We start from the raw sequence: 17,103 nt of genomic DNA on the forward strand, positions 1-17,103 counted from the left end.
GCTCGTCGTCCATTGTCCCGTACGCACGCGCGCGGCGGACGCGGGGGTGGCGTCTGGTTCGCCACATCCGGCGGGCCGGGTCAGGCGCCGGTCGGGTCCTCGCCCCGGTCCAGGGCCTTCCAGATCTCCTCCGGCCGCTCCGGGTCCACCGGCCGGGCCCTGGGCCGCGGGCGGTCGCCGCCGCGCTCGTAGCGGCCGGACATGGCGGGCCACAGACGGCCGTAGCGCAGCGCCAGCAGGCCGGCCAGCAGGATCAGCACCCCGCCGACGGCCGCGACGTAGGGCCAGCCGGTGTGGCTGAGCGCGGTGACGGTGGCGGAGGTGTCGCCGCTGGCCTGGGCGGCCTTGTCGTCCAGCGCGGAGTCGTCGGTGGCGGCCACGAGGGCGGCGGCCGCGATGCCGGCACCGCAGAGCGCGAGCAGCCCGGCGACGACGAAGCGGCCGGCCCTGCGGACGGCGAAGACGGCGACGAGCGCGGCGAGGCCCACTATGGCGAGGGCCGCGGGGACGCCCGTGACGTCGCTGCCCTTGACGGTGAGCGGGAACGCGCCGCCGGCCACCGTCGCGGTGCCCTCCGCCCAGCGCTGCCGGGTCGCGAGCAGCGCCACGGCCGCGCCGAGCGCACCGCACAGGAGGGCCAGGGCGAGGCTGCGCCGGCCGGACCGGACGGGTGCGGCGGCTTCGGTACGGGGGTGAGGTACAGCAGTCACGTACTCCACTATCGCCCGGACCCCGGGCGAACCGTCACCCGGGGTTCGTATGAGAAGCGCCCCATCGCGCCGGGAAGATCCCTACCCGCCCAGCCGGTTGGCGGTGTGCACGGCCCGGAGCACCGCGGCCGCCTTGTTGCGGCACTCCTGGTCCTCGGCCACCGGGTTCGAGTCGGCGACGATGCCGGCGCCCGCCTGGACGTAGGCCGTGCCGTCCCGGAGCAGCGCCGTACGGATGGCGATCGCGGTGTCGGAGTCGCCGGCGAAGTCCAGGTAGCCCACGCAGCCGCCGTACAGGCCGCGCCGGGAGGGTTCCAGCTCGTCGATGATCTGCATCGCGCGGGGCTTGGGGGCGCCGGAGAGGGTGCCCGCCGGGAAGCAGGCGGTGAGCACGTCGAAGGCGGTGCGGCCGTCGGCCACCGTACCGGTGACCGTCGAGACGATGTGCATCACGTGCGAGTAGCGCTCGACGGACATGAAGTCGACCACCTCGACCGAGCCGGGCCGGCAGACCCGGCCGAGGTCGTTGCGGCCGAGGTCCACCAGCATCAGGTGCTCGGCGCGCTCCTTGGGGTCGGCCATCAGCTCCTCGGCGAGGGCCTGGTCCTCCTGCGGGGTGGTGCCGCGGGGCCGGGTGCCGGCGATGGGGTGGACCATCGCGCGCCCGTCCTCGACCTTGACCAGGGCCTCGGGGGAGGAGCCGACGACGTCGAAGCCGTCGAAGCGGAACAGGTACATGTACGGCGACGGGTTCGTGGCCCGCAGCACCCGGTAGACGTCCAGGGCGCTCGCCGTGCACGGGGTCTCGAAGCGCTGGGAGGGCACGACCTGGAAGGCCTCGCCCGCGCGGATGCGCTCCTTGACGTCCTCGACGGCCACCTGGAAGTCCGGGCCGCCCCACAGCGCGGTGTACTCGGGCAGCTCGGAGGGCGGCAGCACGGCCGGGGGCTGGGGGACCGCGCGCGCGAGGTCGGCCTCCATCGCGTCGAGCCGGGCCACGGCGTCGGCGTAGGCCTCGTCCACACCGGTGTCGAGGTCGTTGTGGTTGATCGCGTTGGCGATCAGCAGGACGGAGCCCTCCCAGTGGTCCATGACGGCGAGGTCGCTGGTCAGGAGCATGGTCAGCTCGGGGAGCTTCAGGTCGTCGCGCTCGCCGGGGCCGATCTTCTCCAGGCGGCGGACGATGTCGTAGCCCAGGTAGCCGACCATGCCGCCGGTGAAGGGCGGCAGGCCTTCCTGCTGCGGGGTGTGCAGGGTCTGCAGCGTGGCGCGCAGGGCCTTCAGGGGGTCGCCGTCGACGGGGACGCCGACGGGCGGGGTGCCGAGCCAGTGGGCCTGTCCGTCGCGCTCGGTCAGCGTCCCGGCGGAGCGGACCCCGACGAAGGAGTACCGGGACCAGGAGCGGCCGTTCTCCGCGGACTCCAGCAGGAAGGTGCCGGGGCGCTCGGCGGCCAGTTTGCGGTAGAGCGCGACCGGGGTGTCGCCGTCGGCGAGCAGCTTGCGCGTGACCGGGATGACGCGGCGGTCGGTGGCGAGCTTGCGGAAGGTCTCGAGGTCCATGGCGGCTGACCTTACTGATCGTTTGCCGGAACGGCGGAATTCGCGTCCTTGAGCAGCACGTCCTCGTCGAAGCAGGTACGTGCGCCGGTGTGACAGGCCGCGCCCACCTGGTCGACCTTGACCAGCACGGTGTCGGCGTCGCAGTCCAGCGCGACCGCCTTCACCCACTGGAAGTGGCCCGAGGTGTCGCCCTTGACCCAGTACTCCTGGCGGCTGCGCGACCAGTAGGTGCAGCGGCCGGTGGTCAGCGTGCGGTGCAGCGCCTCGTCGTCCATCCAGCCGAGCATGAGCACCTCACCGGTGTCGTACTGCTGGGCGATGGCGGGCAGGAGACCGTCGGGGCTGCGCTTGAGGCGGGCGGCGATCTCCGGGGCGAGGCTGCTGGGGGGAACGCTGCGGCGCGAGCCGTCTCGGTCAGGGGCGGTGGTCGGGCGACGGGCGGGCGTCCCGGTCGTACTGGTCATGGGTGCCATTGTGCCGCGCGGCTCCGGTGGAGCCGGTGCCGTGTCCACTGCGCGGACTCGGCGCGGAGTCGTAGGCTGACTCCATGTCGACCTTCGCCAAGCGTGAACGGCTCCTGCTCGCCGACCTCTTGGAAACCGTGGGGCCGGACGCCGAGACCCTCTGCGAGGGCTGGCGGACCCGGGATCTGGCCGCGCACGTGATCGTGCGCGAGCGCCGCCCCGACGCGGCCGGGGGCACGCTGATCAAGCAGCTCGCGCCGCGCCTGGAGAAGGTGATGGCCGAGTACACCGCGAAGCCGTACGAGGAGCTCATCCAGCTGATCCGTACCGGCCCGCCGCGCTTCTCGCCCTTCCAGCTCAAGCAGGTCGACGAGGCGGCCAACATCGTCGAGTTCTACATCCACACGGAGGACGTCCGCCGCGCCCAGCCCGACTGGAGCCCGCGCGAGCTGGACTCCGTCTTCCAGGAAGCCCTGTGGTCCCGGCTGGAGCGCACCGCCCGGCTGGTGGCCCGGGGGGTGCCGACGGGTCTGGTGCTGCGCCGTCCGGACGGGCAGACGGCGGTGGCGCACCGGGGCGCCCCGGTGGTGACGGTGACCGGTGAGCCGTCGGAGCTGCTGATGTTCGCGTTCGGCCGGCAGGACGCGGCCGAGGTGGAGGTGGACGGCGAGACGGACGCGATCACCAGGCTGCACGACTCCAGGCAGCTGGGCATCTGAGAGGGCCGCCCCGTGATCAAGGTGGCCATGACCGGGGTGTACGTGGACGACGTCGCGCAGGCGCACGCCTTCTACACGGAGGTCCTCGGTTTCGAGACCCGCACCCACATGGACCTGGGCGGCGGCACGCTATTCGTCACGGTCGGGGCCGCGCAGGGCGGCCAGCCGGATCTCCAGCTGCTGCTGGAACCGGGCCAGGGCCCGATCGCCGAGCCGTACCGGCGGGCGCTGTACGAGGCCGGCATCCCGTGCATCGTCTTCTCCGTGGACGACCTCGGGTCGGAGTACGAGCGACTGACCGGCCGGGGTGTCCGCTTCACGCACGAGCCACAGCGGCAGGGCCCGGTGCTGGCCGCGGTGTTCGACGACACCTGCGGCAATCTGGTCCAACTGGTCCAGCCGAAGGAGTGAAACACCGGCACCGGTCGCCCGGTCAGGCGGCCCACTCGCGCAGCAGTCGGGCGGTCTCCGTCAGGTCGGCTTCGTCAGCCCCGCCGGGAACCGCTCCTCGAAGTCGGCCATGATCTGCCTGGCCTTCGGGATACCTCGGACTACCGAACGGGATGCCCCGCCTCCCGCAGCGTCTGCTTCACCTCGCCGATCCGCAGGTCACCGAAGTGGAAGACGGAGGCGGCGAGCACCGCGTCCGCGCCCGCACCGACGGCCGGCGGGAAGTCGGCCAGCTTGCCGGCGCCGCCCGAGGCGATCACCGGGACGGTCACGTGCTTCCGGACGGCCGCGATCATCTCCAGGTCGTAGCCGTCCTTGGTGCCGTCGGCGTCCATAGAGTTGAGCAGGATCTCGCCCGCCCCCAGCTCGGCCGCCCGGTGCGCCCACTCGACGGCGTCGATGCCCGTGCCCTTGCGGCCGCCGTGGGTGGTGACCTCGAAGGACCCCGACCCGGTGCGGCGGGCGTCCACCGACAGCACCAGCACCTGCCGGCCGAAGCGCTCGGCGATCTCGCGGATCAGGTCGGGGCGCGCGATGGCGGCCGTGTTCACGCCCACCTTGTCCGCGCCCGCCCGCAGCAGCTTGTCCACGTCCTCGGCCGTGCGGACGCCGCCGCCGACCGTCAGCGGGATGAACACCTGCTCGGCGGTGCGGCGCACCACGTCGTAGGTGGTCTCCCGGTTGCCGGAGGACGCGGTGATGTCCAGGAACGTCAGCTCGTCGGCGCCCTCGGCGTCGTACACCTTGGCCATCTCGACGGGGTCGCCCGCGTCGCGCAGGTTCTGGAAGTTGACGCCCTTGACGACCCGGCCGTTGTCCACGTCCAGGCAGGGGATGACTCGGACCGCCAGGGTCATGACTGCTCAGGCTCCTCTGAATGCTTCAAGCTCGACTTCGACCAGGATGCGCGGATCGACGAAGCCCTCGACCACCAGCAGGGTCGAGCACGGGCGCACGGAGTCGAACAGCTCCTTGTGGGCCCGCCCCGCCTCGTCGACGTCGCGCACATGGCTCAGATACATACGGGTCCGGATCACGGACTCGACACCGAGCCCGAACTCCTTCAGCGCTTCCAGGGCGTTGCCGAAGGCGACCCTGGTCTGCTCGTACGGGTCGCCCTCGCCGTACAGCACCGTGCCCTTGAAGGACGTGGTGCCCCCGACGGACACCCGGTCGCCCGCCGCGACGGCGCGCGCGAACCCGAAACTCTCTTCCCAGGGACTTCCGCTCTGCACCCGCCGCACGGCATCGGACGTCATGACGACACAGCCTCCAAGGCCTCTTCCAGGGTGAACGCCTTCGCGTACAGGGCCTTCCCGACGATGGAGCCCTCGACACCGAGGGGTACCAGGTCGGCGATGGCGCGGAGGTCGTCCAGGGACGACACGCCGCCGGAGGCCACGACCGGGCGGTCGGTGGCCGCGCACACGTTCTTCAGCAGCTGGAGGTTCGGGCCCTGGAGGGTGCCGTCCTTGGCGATGTCGGTGACGACGTAGCGGGCGCAGCCCTCCTTGTTGAGGCGCTCCAGCGTCTCGTAGAGGTCGCCGCCGTCGCGGGTCCAGCCGCGCCCGCGCAGGGTCGTGCCCCGCACGTCCAGGCCGACGGCGATCTTGTCGCCGTGCTCGGCGATGACCTTGGCGACCCACTCGGGGGTCTCCAGGGCGGCCGTGCCGAGGTTGACCCGGGTGCAGCCGGTGGCCAGGGCGGCGGCCAGCGAGGCGTCGTCCCGGATGCCGCCGGACAGCTCCACCTTGATGTCCATGGCCCCGGCGACCTCGGCGATCAGCTCGCGGTTGTCGCCGGTGCCGAAGGCCGCGTCCAGGTCGACCAGGTGCAGCCACTCGGCGCCGGAGCGCTGCCAGGCGAGGGCGGCCTCCAGCGGGGAGCCGTAGGAGGTCTCGGTCCCGGACTCGCCGTGCACGAGGCGGACGGCCTGGCCGTCGCGGACATCGACGGCGGGGAGGAGTTCGAGCTTGGCCATGGTCTACAGGGTTCCGATCCAGTTGGTGAGGAGCTGGGCGCCGGCGTCGCCGGACTTCTCGGGGTGGAACTGCGTGGCCCACAGGGCGCCGTTCTCCACGGCGGCCACGAACGGCTTGCCGTGCGTCGACCAGGTCACCTTGGGGGCCGCGATCACCGGGTTGTGCGACTCCAGCTGCCAGTCGTGGACGGCGTAGGAGTGGACGAAGTAGAAGCGGGCGTCGGCGTCCAGGCCGGCGAACAGCTCCGAGTCGGCGGGGGCGTCGACGGTGTTCCAGCCCATGTGGGGCACGACCTCGGCCTCGAGCGGCGCGACCGTGCCGGGCCACTCGTCCAGGCCCTCGGCCTCCACGCCGTGCTCGATGCCGCGCGCGAACAGGATCTGCATGCCGACGCAGATGCCCATCACGGGCCGGCCTCCGGACAGCCGGCGGTCGACCACCCAGTCACCGCGCGCGGCCCGCAGGCCCTGCATGCAGGCGGCGAACGCGCCGACGCCCGGCACCAGCAGGCCGTCGGCGTTCATCGCCTCGTCGAAGTCACGCGTGATCTCGACGTCGGCGCCCACGCGCGCGAGGGCACGCTCGGCGGAGCGGACGTTGCCGAAGCCGTAGTCGAAGACGACGACCTTCTTGGGAGCGGTCAATTCCACACCCCCAGCCGCATGACGCCCGCGACGAGGCACAGCCCGGCGCCGATGGAGAGCAGCACGATCAGGCTCGCGGGCATCTTCTGCTTGACGAAGGAGACGATGCCGCCGACCAGGAAGAGACCGACGACGATCAGCAGCGAGGACAGGCTGTTCACAGGGCGCCCTTCGTGGAGGGGAGGATGCCGGCCGCGCGCGGGTCGCGCTCCGAGGCGTAGCGCAGCGCCCGGGCGAGCGCCTTGAACTGGCACTCCACGATGTGGTGCGCGTTGCGCCCGTACGGCACGTGCACGTGCAGCGCGATCTGCGCCTGGGCGACGAAGGACTCCAGGATGTGCCGGGTCATCGTCGTGTCGTACTCGCCGATCATCGGCGCCATGTTCTCGGGCTCGGTGTGCACGAGGTACGGGCGGCCGGACAGGTCGACGGTCACCTGGGCGAGGGACTCGTCCAGCGGGACCGTGCAGTTGCCGAAGCGGTAGATGCCCACCTTGTCGCCGAGGGCCTGCTTGAAGGCGGCGCCGAGCGCGAGGGCGGTGTCCTCGATGGTGTGGTGGGAGTCGATGTGCAGGTCACCGTCGGTCTTCACGGTCAGGTCGAACAGACCGTGCCGGCCGAGCTGGTCGAGCATGTGGTCGTAGAAGCCGACGCCGGTGGCGATGTCGGTCCGGCCGGTGCCGTCGAGATCGATCTCGACGAGCACCGAGGTCTCCTTCGTGGTGCGCTCTATGCGTCCTACGCGGCTCATGCCTCACAGCTCCTTCTTCAACTCACGGACCGCGTCGAGGAACGCGTCGTTCTCCTCCGGGGTGCCGGCGGACACCCGCAGCCACCCCGGTACGCCGTTGTCCCGGACCAGGACGCCCCGGTCGAGGATCCGCTGCCAGGCGGTGTGGGCGTCGGCGAACCGCCCGAACTGCACGAAGTTCGCGTCGGACGCGGTGACCTCGTAGCCGGTCGCGCGCAGTTCGGCGACCAGCCGGTCCCGTTCCGCCTTCAGCTGCTCGACGTACCCGAGCAGGGTGTCGGTGTGCTCCAGGGCGGCCAGGGCGGTCGCCTGGGTGATCGCCGACAGGTGGTACGGCAGCCGGACCAGCTGGACGGCGTCCACGACCGCCGGGTCGGCGGCGAGGTAGCCGAGGCGCAGGCCCGCCGCGCCGAACGCCTTGGACATCGTCCGCGAGATCACCAGGTTCGGGCGGCCCTCCAGCAGCGGCAGCAGCGAGTCGCCGTGGCTGAACTCGATGTACGCCTCGTCCACGATCACCATCGACGGCTTGGCCGCCTGGGCCGCCTCGTACAGCGCGAGGACCGTCCCGGGCGGGACCGCGTTGCCCGTGGGGTTGTTGGGGGTGGTGATGAAGACGACGTCCGGCTTGTGCTCGGCGATGGCCCGCTCGGCCGCCGCGAGGTCGATGGTGAAGTCCTCGCCCCGGGGCCCGGAGATCCAGCCCGTGCCGGTGCCGCGCGCGATGAGCGCGTGCATCGAGTACGACGGCTCGAAGCCGATGGCGGTACGGCCCGGCCCGCCGAAGGTCTGCAGCAGCTGCTGGATGACCTCGTTGGAGCCGTTGGCGGCCCACACGTTCCCGAGGCCGAGCGGGTGCTTGCCGGTCTTCGTCAGGTACTTGGCCAGCTCGGTGCGCAGCTGGACCGCGTCCCGGTCGGGGTAGCGGTTCAGGTCGCGGGCGGCCTCCCGCACCCGCTCCGTGATCCGCTCGACCAGCGGTTCGGGCAGCGGGTAGGGGTTCTCGTTGGTGTTCAGCCGTACGGGGACGTCCAACTGGGGCGCGCCGTAAGGGGACTTGCCGCGCAGTTCGTCCCGTACGGGAAGATCGTCGATCCTCACGTCGCTCACTTGCTCTCGGGTACCTTCCAGCCGAACCTCGCCTTGACCGCCGCGCCGTGCGCCGGGAGGTCCTCCGCCTCCGCCAGCGTCACCACGTGGTGCGCGACCTCGGCCAGCGCGTCCTTGGTGTAGTCGACGATGTGGATACCGCGCAGGAAGGACTGCACGGACAGGCCCGAGGAGTGGCAGGCACAGCCACCGGTGGGCAGGACGTGGTTGGACCCGGCCGCGTAGTCGCCGAGGGAGACGGGGGCCCAGGGGCCGATGAAGATCGCGCCCGCGTTCCGGACCCGGTCGGCCACGGCGGCCGCGTCGGCGGTCTGGATCTCCAGGTGCTCGGCGCCGTACGCGTCGACGACCCGCAGGCCCTCCTCGACGCCGTCGACCAGCACGATCGCGGACTGCCTGCCCTTGAGTGCGGGCACGATCCGGTCCTCGACGTGCTTGGTGGCCGTGACCTGCGGCTGGAGCTCCTTCTCCACCGCCTCCGCCAGTTCGACGGAGTCGGTGACCAGCACGGCCGCCGCGAGCGGGTCGTGCTCGGCCTGGCTGATCAGGTCGGAGGCCACGTGCACCGGGTCGGCGGTGTCGTCGGCGAGGATCGCGATCTCGGTCGGTCCGGCCTCGGCGTCGATGCCGATCTTCCCGGTGAAGAAGCGTTTGGCGGCGGCCACCCAGATGTTGCCCGGGCCGGTGACCATGTTGGCGGGCGGGCAGGACTCGGTGCCGTAGGCGAACATCGCGACGGCCGTGGCGCCGCCGGCCGCGTAGACCTCGTCCACGCCGAGCAGCGCGCAGGCGGCGAGGATCGTCGGGTGCGGGAGGCCTCCGAACTCGGCCTGGGGCGGGGAGGCGAGCGCGATGGACTCGACCCCCGCCTCCTGGGCCGGTACGGCGTTCATGATCACGGACGAGGGGTAGACGGACCGGCCGCCCGGCGCGTACAGCCCGACGCGGTCGACGGGCACCCACTTCTCGGTGACCGAGCCGCCGGGCACGACCTGGGTGGTGTGGGTGCCGCGGCGCTGCTCGCGGTGGACCAGGCGGGCGCGGCGGATGGACTCCTCCAGCGCGGCGCGCACGGCCGGGTCGAGGGCGGCCAGCGCGTCGGAGAGCGCCTGGGCCGGGACACGGACGGATTCCAGCCGTACTCCGTCGAACTTCTCGGCGAAGTCGATCAGCGCCGCGTCGCCACGATGATGCACGGCCTCGCAGATCGGACGCACCTTCTCCAGGGCGGCCGCCACGTCGAAGTCGGCTCGGGGCAGCAGGTCGCGCAGGGCGGGGCCCTCGGGAAGGGCGTCGCCGCGCAGATCGATTCGGGAGATCACAGTCCCAATTCTCTCAGACCGCCGTCCCGAGCCGTGGGCGCGTATCAATGGCTGATACAGAACGTGGCCGAACTCGGAAGATCGCCTTCACGTTTAGTGTTCCGGACGTCACTCAGCGGGCATGAACGGCTGTACGAAAGCACTGGACAGGAGAGGACCGAGGTGACCGAGGGGGCCGGCGTCGTCGCCGGGGACCTGCCCGACCAGCTGACCGCGGCCGAGGCGGGCATGTGGCAGGCCTTCCGCAACGGCAGCGTGTACGACCTGAGCTGCGGGGACACCGTGGTGGACGACCCGCACGGCGGTCACCCCTGGGGCCCGGAGCGCACGGTGCGCGCGCGGATCGTGGCCTGGCTGCTGCTGGACGGGCCGCCCGCGCTCGCGGGCCGGGTGTCCGCGCTGAAGCTGACCGGCGTGCGGATCAACGGCACGCTGGACCTCTCGGGCGGCACGGTCCAGCCGTACGTCGAGCTGCGCGGCTGCCGGTTCGACGACGAGGTCCTGCTGCCGGAGGCCCGGTTCACGACGTTGCGCATGGTGGACTGCGCGGTGCCCCGTCTTGAGGCGGCCCGGGTGCACACCGAGGGCGACCTGCATCTGCCGCGCTGCCGCTTCCAGAACGGCGTCCGGCTGACGGACGCGCACATCGGCACCGACCTGATGCTCAACCAGGCGGTGGTGTACCGCGACCGCGGCGGGCGGTCGATCTCGGCGGACGGCATGACCGTCGGCCAGGACCTGCAGGCGGAGATGCTGCAGTCGCACGGTGAGCTGCGGCTGCGCGCCGCCAAGGTCGGCGTGTCGCTCAGCCTGCGCGGCGCGGTGCTGGACAACCCGTACTCCCGCTACGCCCTGAACGCGCCCCAGCTGACCGTCGAGCGCACCCTGTACCTGACCCCGGCCGGGGTGGGCAGCCCGCTGCTGAGCGGCACGACCCCGGCGCGCGGGACGCGGATCCAGCGCTTCGAGTGCCGGGGCGGGATACGCCTGGACGACGGGCGGTTCGGGGACGCCGTCGACCTCGAGCGGGCCCGGTTCACCCTCACCGACGACCAGGAGCTGTCGCTGCGCCGGGTGCACGCGTCGGAGCTGCGCTTCCTCGGCGACATGCCGCAGGGCGGCAAGGTGGTGCTGTCCGGCGCGCGGACCGTCAACCTGGTCGACCGGGCGGCGAGCTGGCCCGGTCCGGGCAATCTGCACATGGGCGGCTTCGTCTACGAGAACCTCGTCCCGCGCGGCCCGTTCCCGCTGACCGGCCGGCTGGACTGGGTGGCGGCGGCCACCGCGGAGTACGCCCCGGAGCCGTACGAACGGCTGGCCTCGGTGCTGCGGGCGGCCGGGGAGGACGAGGACGCGCGCGAGGTGCTGCTCGCCAAGCAGCGCCGGCGCCGCGAGACGCTGCCGCCGGCCGCGAAGATCTGGGGATTCGTGCAGGACTGGGCCGTGGCCTACGGCTACCGTCCGGGCCGGGCCGCGGTGTGGATGGCGGTGTTGTGGGCGGCGGGCACGCTGGCGTTCGCGCACGCGGACCATCCGCCGGTGAGCCACGACGCGCATCCGTACTGGAGCCCGGCCCTGTTCACCCTGGACCTGCTGCTGCCGGTGATCGACCTCGGCCAGGTGGGCCAGTGGCAGCTGCGCGGCGGCTGGCAGTGGCTGGCGGCCGTGATGATCCTGCTCGGCTGGATCCTGGCGACGACGGTGGCAGCGGGGGCGACACGGCTGCTGCGGCGGGGCTGACACGGCTACGGCTACGGCTGCCGCTGCCGCTGCGGGACTGAGACGGCTGCCGCTGCCGGGCTGACGCGGCTGCGACCACGGGGTTGAGACGGCTGTGGCTGCGGGGCTGAAACGGCTGCGGCTGCGGGACCGAGACTGCTGCGGCTACGGGGTTGAGACGGCTGCGGGACTGAGACGGCTGCCGCTGCCGGGCTGACGCGGCTGCCGTCTGCGGGACTGAGACGGCTGCCGCTACCGGGCTGACCCGGCTGCGGCTACGGGGCTGAGACGACTGCCCGCTGCCGGGCTGACCCGACTGCGGCTACGGGACTGAGACGCCTGCCACTGCCGGGCTGACGCGGCCGCTGCCGGGCTGACGCGGCCGCTGCCGGGCTGACGCGGCCACTGCGGGACCGAGACGGCTGCCACTGCCGGGCTGACGCGGCTGCTGCGGTGGGGGCGCATGGTGGCACGAGGGGCGCAGAAGCCACAGGGGTCTCAAAAGTTGAAGAATCACCTTTGCCGGTCCTTGACCGACCGCCGTACAACTTTCCATGACTTGCCCGAAGCCTCTGGCGCGCCGCCGACCTGCGGTCTTTCAATGGTCGGCACCATGGCTCTGCTGCCCTCGTTCATCCGCCCCACCCGGATGACCAAACGCTCCGCGCGCTCGGCCGGCCGTCCCCCGGCCGGGGACGAGGCCGTGCTCGACGCGCCCGACGACCGGCTTTCGCCCGCGCTGGTCGCTGCCGCCCGCGGCGAGTACGCCGCCGCGGGCGGTCTGCTGGCCGCCACCCGCGCCGCGGCGGCCTGGGAGAACCACGACCGGTACGTGCGGCGCCTGGCCGGCTTCGCCCGCTCGCGCCCCGAGTGGCTCGAGACCTGGCGCGCGACCGCCCCGGAGGACCCCGGCGCCCTGCTGGTCGGGGCACAGCTGGCGGTGGACCGCGTCTGGCCCTCGCCGGCCCGCGCCGAACTGCTGCGCGAGGTGAGCCCGCTGATCACGGCGGCCGCCCGGGCCGACGACCGCGACCCGGTGCCCTGGCGGATCGCGCTGGACCACGCGCGCGGCTCGCGGGCGGGCCACCGGTACTTCGAGGAGCTGTGGGAGGCGGCCGTCCGGCGCGCCCCGCACCACTACGGCTGCCATGTGGCCGCGCTGCGCTATCTGGCCGCCTCCTGCTGCGTGTTGTGGGGCGACGCCCCGCACGCCCGCCGGGCCTCGCACCGCGAGTGCTTCGACTTCGCCGACCGCGCCGCGCAGGACGCCCCGGCCGACTCGCTCGTCCAGGCCCTGCCGGCCCGGGCCGCCTTCGGCTACCTCACCGACGGCTGCGGCCCCGAGATCCCGCGCGCCCGGCTGGACGACGCCGCCGACCGGGCGCTCGCGCTCTCCGCCCGCTTCGCGGCCGCCGACCCGTGGCCCGCCCAGATCCGTAACAAGCTCCTGTACGTCCTGATACGCCTGGACCGCTGGGAGGACGCACGTGCCCAGCTCGCCCTGATCGGCCCGTACGCCACGTCCTTCCCCTGGGACCGGTTCTCCGACGACCCGCTCGGCCACTTCCTGCGGCTGCGCGAGCACCTGCTGACGCCGGGTCCCCGGGCCGTCCCGGCGGGGCTGACGACCTGGCCCCCGGCCCCGCTCGGCGAACACGGCGGACACGCCGACGCCGGTGACCACTAGGCTGGGGCGTCGTGACCACCGCCCGACTCCCGCTCTTCCCCCTGAACACGGTGCTGTTCCCGGGGCTGGTGCTGCCGCTGAACGTCTTCGAGGAGCGCTACCGCGCGATGATGCGCGAGTTGCTCAAGACACCGGAGGACGAACCGCGCCGGTTCGCCGTCGTGGCCATCCGTGACGGCTACGAGGTGGCGCCGAGCGCCCCCGGCATGCCGGACCCGACGGCACAGCCCGAGCGGGGACCGGCCGCGGGTTTCGGCCCGGAGCCGCTCAAGGCCTTCCACGGGGTGGGCTGTGTGGCGGACGCGGCAACCATCCGGGAGCGGGCCGACGGCACCTTCGAGGTGCTGGCCACCGGCACGACCCGGGTGCGTCTGCTGTCCGTCGACGCGTCGGGCCCGTTCCTGACGGCGGAGCTGGAGGAACTGCCGGAGGAGCCGGGCGACGAGGCGGGCGCGCTGGCCGAGGGCGTGCTGCGCTCCTTCCGCCAGTACCAGAAGCGTCTGGCGGGTGCCCGCGAGCGCTCGCTGTCCACCGGGGCCGAGCTGCCGGACGACCCGGGCGTGGTGTCGTACCTGGTGGCCGCCGCGATGGTGCACGACACGCCGACCAAGCAGCGGCTGCTCCAGGCGCCCGACACCGCGTCCCGCCTGCGCGACGAGCTGAAACTCCTTCGCTCCGAGACGGCCATCATCCGTAGTCTTCCGTCGCTGCCCGCGTTCGAGCTGACCCGGGCGCCGACGAGCCTGAACTGAGGAAGACGGATGGCGAAGAAGTCGAAGAAACAGCAGTCCGGCGGCACCCCGGCGACGGTCGCCCTCGCATCGGCCGGCGTGGACTTCACGATCCACTCCTACGACCACGACCCCGCCCACCCCTCCTACGGCGAGGAGGCGGCGGAGGCGATGGGCGTGTCCCCCGACCGCGTCTTCAAGACCCTGGTGGCGGACGTCGACGGCACCCTGACCGTGGCCGTCGTCCCGGTCTCCGGCTCCCTGGACCTCAAGTCCCTGGCGGCCGCGGTGGGCGGCAAGCGGGCGGCCATGGCCGATCCGGCACTCGCGGAACGCACGACCGGCTACGTACGGGGCGGCATCTCACCCCTCGGCCAGCGCAGGACACTGCCGACGGTACTGGACGACTCGGCGAAGGCCCACGACACGATCTGCGTGTCCGCGGGCCGCCGGGGCCTGGAAGTGGAGCTCTCCCCCACCGACTTGGCACGACTGACGAACGCCACACTGGCACCGGTCGCCCGAGCCTGACGGGCGACGAGCCCCCTGCCCGCGGGCTGACGGCGGCCGAACCGGGGCCAGGGGGCGGAGCCTGCTGGTTACGGCTGGTGCGGATACTGCGGCTCAGGGTCCCGGGGCCCGAACAGCGCCGTCAGTCCGAGGTGGACCAGCAACGCGCCCAACGGCCAGGCCAGCAGCGCCCCCTTCGCCCCCAGATCCAGCGCGGCCGAGAAGACGACCCCCTGCCCCACGTGCTGGGCATGCGCCAGCGCGTCCTTCGAGGGCCCGAGCCATATCCCCAGCCGCCACGCCAGCACCGACCCGAGCAGCGCACCGAGTCCGAGCGCCACCACGACCGGCACACCCCCACGTCGCCGCAGCAGAAAGACGATCACCGCACTGACGAGCCCGAAGCCCAGCGCCAGCAGGGTGAACGTGCCGTCCACCCCGATCGCCTGCTCACCCTCGCTGTCCTTGCGGTAGACGACCCAGCTCTTGTCGACCACCTCGCCGACCAGCGGCAGATGCGGCGCCAGCCAGAACCAGAGGAGCCCCAGCAGCACCCCGCCCAACGCCACGGCCACCGTGATCACGGCGGCGTCCCGCAGTTCGGTCTTCATCCCGGGACCGTCCTGTTCGTACACGCCCCCCGGCACCCCGGCAGGCGGCGGCGCCTGCCAGGCGTCGTTGGAGGACTGGTTGTGCGGCGGCGTGGGCGGCGTCAGCGGTGCGGTCACCCTGCCATCGTGCCAGGTCGCCCTGTGCGGCGCGTCACCGGACGGCGGCTCGGCGGTACGCCCGGGTCGCCACCGCCAGCGAGACGACTCCGACACCCGCACACACCCCCAGGTCGACGAGGACGACGGCCCAGTCGGGGTGTGCCCCGAAAGTCCGGGCGTACGCCTCCACGCCGTAGGTCGACGGCAGCAGATCCCGCGCCAGCCGGATGATCTCCGGCATCCGGTCGGCCGGCAGCACCCCCAGCAGCAGTGCCGCGGACATGCCCAGCTGTCCGAGCAGCGTGGCCAGCTCGGGCCGGGGCGCGAGCAGCCCGCAGGCGGCGCCGAGCCCGGCCAGGGCGGCCCCGGCGAGCGGGATCACGGCCAGCAGGATCCACAGGTTGGACAGCGGCAGCCCGAAGAGCACACACCCGAACACGGCCGTCACCAGGGTCCCCGGCACGGTGAAGGAGGCGTACGCGGCCGCCGCGCCCAGCACCACCGCGGCCGGCGGCACCGGCAGCGTGGCGTAGTGGTCGAGCCCGCCGCTCGCCCGCAACTGCCCGAAGTACTGCGACAGCAGGTTCAGGGCCACATAGGCGACGACCAGCACCGAGGAACCGGCCACCACGGACTGGGCCTCGCTGCCGCTGTCGACGACGCCCCGCATCATCACGGCGATGCCGACGGACTGGAAGGTGGCCACGAACAGCAGCGGGATCCGCGACACCCGGGCCCGGGACAGCTGCGCCCGGTAGACGGCCGCCAGCGACGGCCACAGCCGGGCCGCCGGGCCGAGTTCGGCCGCGCCGGTCACCCTGTCCGGCACGGCCCGGGCACCGCCCGGCAGAACCTCCGCGGGTACGACACTCACGACGAGCTGCTCCTCTTCCGTACGGCGGTCGCGCACACCCATACGTTCGCCGCGGCCCCCACGCTCATGCCTTCACCAGACCCTGCCGTGCCGCGCCGCCCAGCGCCAGGTAGACGTCCTCCAGGCTGGGCGTGGCGAGGGTGAAGTCGTCCAGGGCCGCGAAGGCGTCCCCACCGGTCACCGTGGCGACGGCGGCGCGGGCCTCCTCGGGCGCGAGCCGCAGCGTCCAGCGCCGTCCGGACTCCACCGCGCGCTCGCGCAGCACGGCCACCTCCGGCACCTCCAGCGGCGCCCGCTCCCGCCACACCAGCTCCACCCGCACCTCGCCGGCGACCTGTTCCTTCAGCCCGGCCGGTGTGTCGCAGGCGATGACCCGTCCCTGGTCGATGACGGCGACCCGGTCGAGTACGGTCTCGGCCTCGATGACGTTGTGGGTGACCAGCAGCACCGTCGTACCGCGCTCGGCGCGCCGTCGGTCCACGGCCGCCCAGACGGCACGCCGGGCCACCGGGTCCATGCCGGTGGTCGGCTCGTCCAGCACCAGCAGCGGCCGCTCGCCGACGAGTGCGGCGGCGAAGCAGGCCAGCCGCCGCTGCCCGCCCGACAGCTTCTTCAGCGCCCGCCCGGCGATCGGCGTGAGCCCCAGCTCCTCCAGTACGGCGTCCCGCTCGGCCCGGGCCCGCCGCAGGTCCAGTCCGCGCAGGCGTCCGGTGGTCTCGGCGGCGAGGGAGACGGTGAGCTCGTCCAGCGCGGAGGACTCCTGGCCCAGGTAGGCGAGGATGCGCGCGGCCCGCTCGGGGTGCCGGACGATGTCGTGGCCGAGGATCTCGACGCTGCCGGTGTCCGGCCGGAGCAGCCCGGTGAGCTGCCGTACGAGGGTGGACTTGCCGGCGCCGTTCGGCCCGAGCAGCCCGAAGACCTCGCCGCGTCGCACGTCCAGTTCGACCCCGTCGGTGGCCCGTACCTCGGGAGTGCCGGGCGCGCCGCGGCGCCCTTTCACGGCCGGATAGGTCTTGCCGAGCCCGCGCACGCGTACGACCTCGTCGTACCGAGGTGCCTGTGCCGCGCGCGTACTCACAAGGGACGAGGGTACGGGGTAGGGGCGCTTTACTCGCCTTTGGGGCCACATCCGTACGCGACCGGTAAGGAGACGCAGCCCG

20 protein-coding genes are annotated in these 17,103 nt (G+C 72.8%); 6 read left to right on the forward strand and 14 right to left on the reverse strand.

Annotated features, from left to right (window positions below; all coding sequences use genetic code 11):
- Nucleotides 1–80 precede the first annotated feature (80 nt).
- The 3 genes from AB0D93_RS04485 to hisI form a co-directional block, all read right to left on the reverse strand.
- Nucleotides 81–719, reverse strand: a complete 639-nt coding sequence (locus tag AB0D93_RS04485; RefSeq protein WP_362112771.1) for a TIGR02234 family membrane protein — start codon at nucleotides 717–719, stop codon at nucleotides 81–83.
- Between the two features lie 72 nt (nucleotides 720–791).
- A complete protein-coding gene (locus AB0D93_RS04490) occupies nucleotides 792–2,270 on the reverse strand; it encodes an anthranilate synthase component I (RefSeq protein ID WP_362112774.1) in 1,479 nt (492 codons plus the stop codon).
- A gap of 11 nt (nucleotides 2,271–2,281) precedes the next feature.
- Nucleotides 2,282–2,743, reverse strand: a complete 462-nt coding sequence (gene hisI, locus AB0D93_RS04495) for a phosphoribosyl-AMP cyclohydrolase (RefSeq protein ID WP_362112777.1) — start codon at nucleotides 2,741–2,743, stop codon at nucleotides 2,282–2,284.
- 74 nt (nucleotides 2,744–2,817) lie between these two features.
- Between hisI and AB0D93_RS04500 the strand changes: the two genes are divergently transcribed.
- Both AB0D93_RS04500 and AB0D93_RS04505 read left to right on the forward strand, forming a co-directional pair.
- Entirely contained in the window at nucleotides 2,818–3,453 is a 636-nt protein-coding gene (locus AB0D93_RS04500; protein ID WP_362112780.1) for a TIGR03085 family metal-binding protein, read from the forward strand.
- 12 nt (nucleotides 3,454–3,465) lie between these two features.
- Nucleotides 3,466–3,864 (forward strand): VOC family protein, encoded by a 399-nt coding sequence (locus tag AB0D93_RS04505; RefSeq protein ID WP_362112783.1) that lies wholly within the window; start codon nucleotides 3,466–3,468, stop codon nucleotides 3,862–3,864.
- 140 nt (nucleotides 3,865–4,004) lie between these two features.
- On the opposite strand, the gene hisF is transcribed toward AB0D93_RS04505, so the two are convergent.
- The 8 genes from hisF to hisD are packed head-to-tail and all read right to left on the reverse strand — an operon-like array spanning nucleotide 4,005 to nucleotide 9,712.
- Complete coding sequence (gene hisF / locus AB0D93_RS04510; protein ID WP_362112786.1) at nucleotides 4,005–4,760, reverse strand: imidazole glycerol phosphate synthase subunit HisF; 756 nt, start codon at nucleotides 4,758–4,760, stop codon at nucleotides 4,005–4,007.
- A 6-nt stretch (nucleotides 4,761–4,766) separates the two neighbouring features.
- Nucleotides 4,767–5,162 (reverse strand): RidA family protein, encoded by a 396-nt coding sequence (locus AB0D93_RS04515; protein ID WP_362112789.1) that lies wholly within the window; start codon nucleotides 5,160–5,162, stop codon nucleotides 4,767–4,769.
- Nucleotides 5,159–5,884 (reverse strand): bifunctional 1-(5-phosphoribosyl)-5-((5-phosphoribosylamino)methylideneamino)imidazole-4-carboxamide isomerase/phosphoribosylanthranilate isomerase PriA, encoded by a 726-nt coding sequence (gene priA / locus AB0D93_RS04520; protein ID WP_362112792.1) that lies wholly within the window; start codon nucleotides 5,882–5,884, stop codon nucleotides 5,159–5,161. Before priA ends, AB0D93_RS04515 begins: the two co-directional genes overlap by 4 nt.
- A gap of 3 nt (nucleotides 5,885–5,887) precedes the next feature.
- Nucleotides 5,888–6,535, reverse strand: a complete 648-nt coding sequence (gene hisH / locus AB0D93_RS04525) for an imidazole glycerol phosphate synthase subunit HisH (RefSeq protein WP_362112795.1) — start codon at nucleotides 6,533–6,535, stop codon at nucleotides 5,888–5,890.
- Nucleotides 6,526–6,690 carry a hypothetical protein gene (locus tag AB0D93_RS04530; RefSeq protein WP_362112798.1) on the reverse strand — a complete coding sequence of 55 codons (165 nt, stop codon included), beginning with the start codon at nucleotides 6,688–6,690 and terminating at the stop codon, nucleotides 6,526–6,528. Before AB0D93_RS04530 ends, hisH begins: the two co-directional genes overlap by 10 nt.
- Nucleotides 6,687–7,280 carry an imidazoleglycerol-phosphate dehydratase HisB gene (hisB, locus tag AB0D93_RS04535; protein WP_055710051.1) on the reverse strand — a complete coding sequence of 198 codons (594 nt, stop codon included), beginning with the start codon at nucleotides 7,278–7,280 and terminating at the stop codon, nucleotides 6,687–6,689. The genes AB0D93_RS04530 and hisB overlap by 4 nt, the downstream gene beginning before the upstream one ends.
- A 3-nt stretch (nucleotides 7,281–7,283) precedes the next feature.
- Nucleotides 7,284–8,390 carry a histidinol-phosphate transaminase gene (locus AB0D93_RS04540; RefSeq protein WP_362112802.1) on the reverse strand — a complete coding sequence of 369 codons (1,107 nt, stop codon included), beginning with the start codon at nucleotides 8,388–8,390 and terminating at the stop codon, nucleotides 7,284–7,286.
- Complete coding sequence (gene hisD / locus AB0D93_RS04545) at nucleotides 8,387–9,712, reverse strand: histidinol dehydrogenase (protein WP_362112805.1); 1,326 nt, start codon at nucleotides 9,710–9,712, stop codon at nucleotides 8,387–8,389. The genes AB0D93_RS04540 and hisD overlap by 4 nt, the downstream gene beginning before the upstream one ends.
- Nucleotides 9,713–9,874: 162 nt before the next feature.
- On the opposite strand from hisD, the gene AB0D93_RS04550 reads away from it, so the two are divergent.
- From AB0D93_RS04550 to ybaK, 4 genes are all read left to right on the forward strand, one after another.
- Complete coding sequence (locus AB0D93_RS04550; RefSeq protein ID WP_362112808.1) at nucleotides 9,875–11,452, forward strand: oxidoreductase; 1,578 nt, start codon at nucleotides 9,875–9,877, stop codon at nucleotides 11,450–11,452.
- Between the two features lie 580 nt (nucleotides 11,453–12,032).
- Nucleotides 12,033–13,118, forward strand: coding sequence for a hypothetical protein (locus AB0D93_RS04555; protein ID WP_362112811.1), 1,086 nt, complete (start codon nucleotides 12,033–12,035; stop codon nucleotides 13,116–13,118).
- 11 nt (nucleotides 13,119–13,129) lie between these two features.
- A complete protein-coding gene (locus AB0D93_RS04560; RefSeq protein ID WP_362112814.1) occupies nucleotides 13,130–13,870 on the forward strand; it encodes an LON peptidase substrate-binding domain-containing protein in 741 nt (246 codons plus the stop codon).
- Nucleotides 13,871–13,879: 9 nt separating this feature from the next.
- Nucleotides 13,880–14,380: a Cys-tRNA(Pro) deacylase gene (gene ybaK / locus AB0D93_RS04565; protein WP_362112817.1), complete on the forward strand. Its 501-nt coding sequence runs from the start codon at nucleotides 13,880–13,882 to the stop codon at nucleotides 14,378–14,380.
- 68 nt (nucleotides 14,381–14,448) lie between these two features.
- Here ybaK and AB0D93_RS04570 read toward each other — a convergent pair whose 3' ends face one another.
- From AB0D93_RS04570 to AB0D93_RS04580, 3 genes are all read right to left on the reverse strand, one after another.
- Nucleotides 14,449–15,087, reverse strand: a complete 639-nt coding sequence (locus AB0D93_RS04570) for an AAA family ATPase (RefSeq protein ID WP_362112820.1) — start codon at nucleotides 15,085–15,087, stop codon at nucleotides 14,449–14,451.
- Between the two features lie 34 nt (nucleotides 15,088–15,121).
- Nucleotides 15,122–15,943 carry an ABC transporter permease gene (locus AB0D93_RS04575; protein WP_362112823.1) on the reverse strand — a complete coding sequence of 274 codons (822 nt, stop codon included), beginning with the start codon at nucleotides 15,941–15,943 and terminating at the stop codon, nucleotides 15,122–15,124.
- 64 nt (nucleotides 15,944–16,007) lie between these two features.
- Nucleotides 16,008–17,021, reverse strand: a complete 1,014-nt coding sequence (locus AB0D93_RS04580) for an ABC transporter ATP-binding protein (protein WP_362112826.1) — start codon at nucleotides 17,019–17,021, stop codon at nucleotides 16,008–16,010.
- Between the last annotated feature and the right edge of the window lie 82 nt (nucleotides 17,022–17,103).

Source organism: Streptomyces sp. NPDC048191, from assembly GCF_040652655.1.
In the GTDB taxonomy this organism is placed as follows: domain Bacteria; phylum Actinomycetota; class Actinomycetes; order Streptomycetales; family Streptomycetaceae; genus Streptomyces.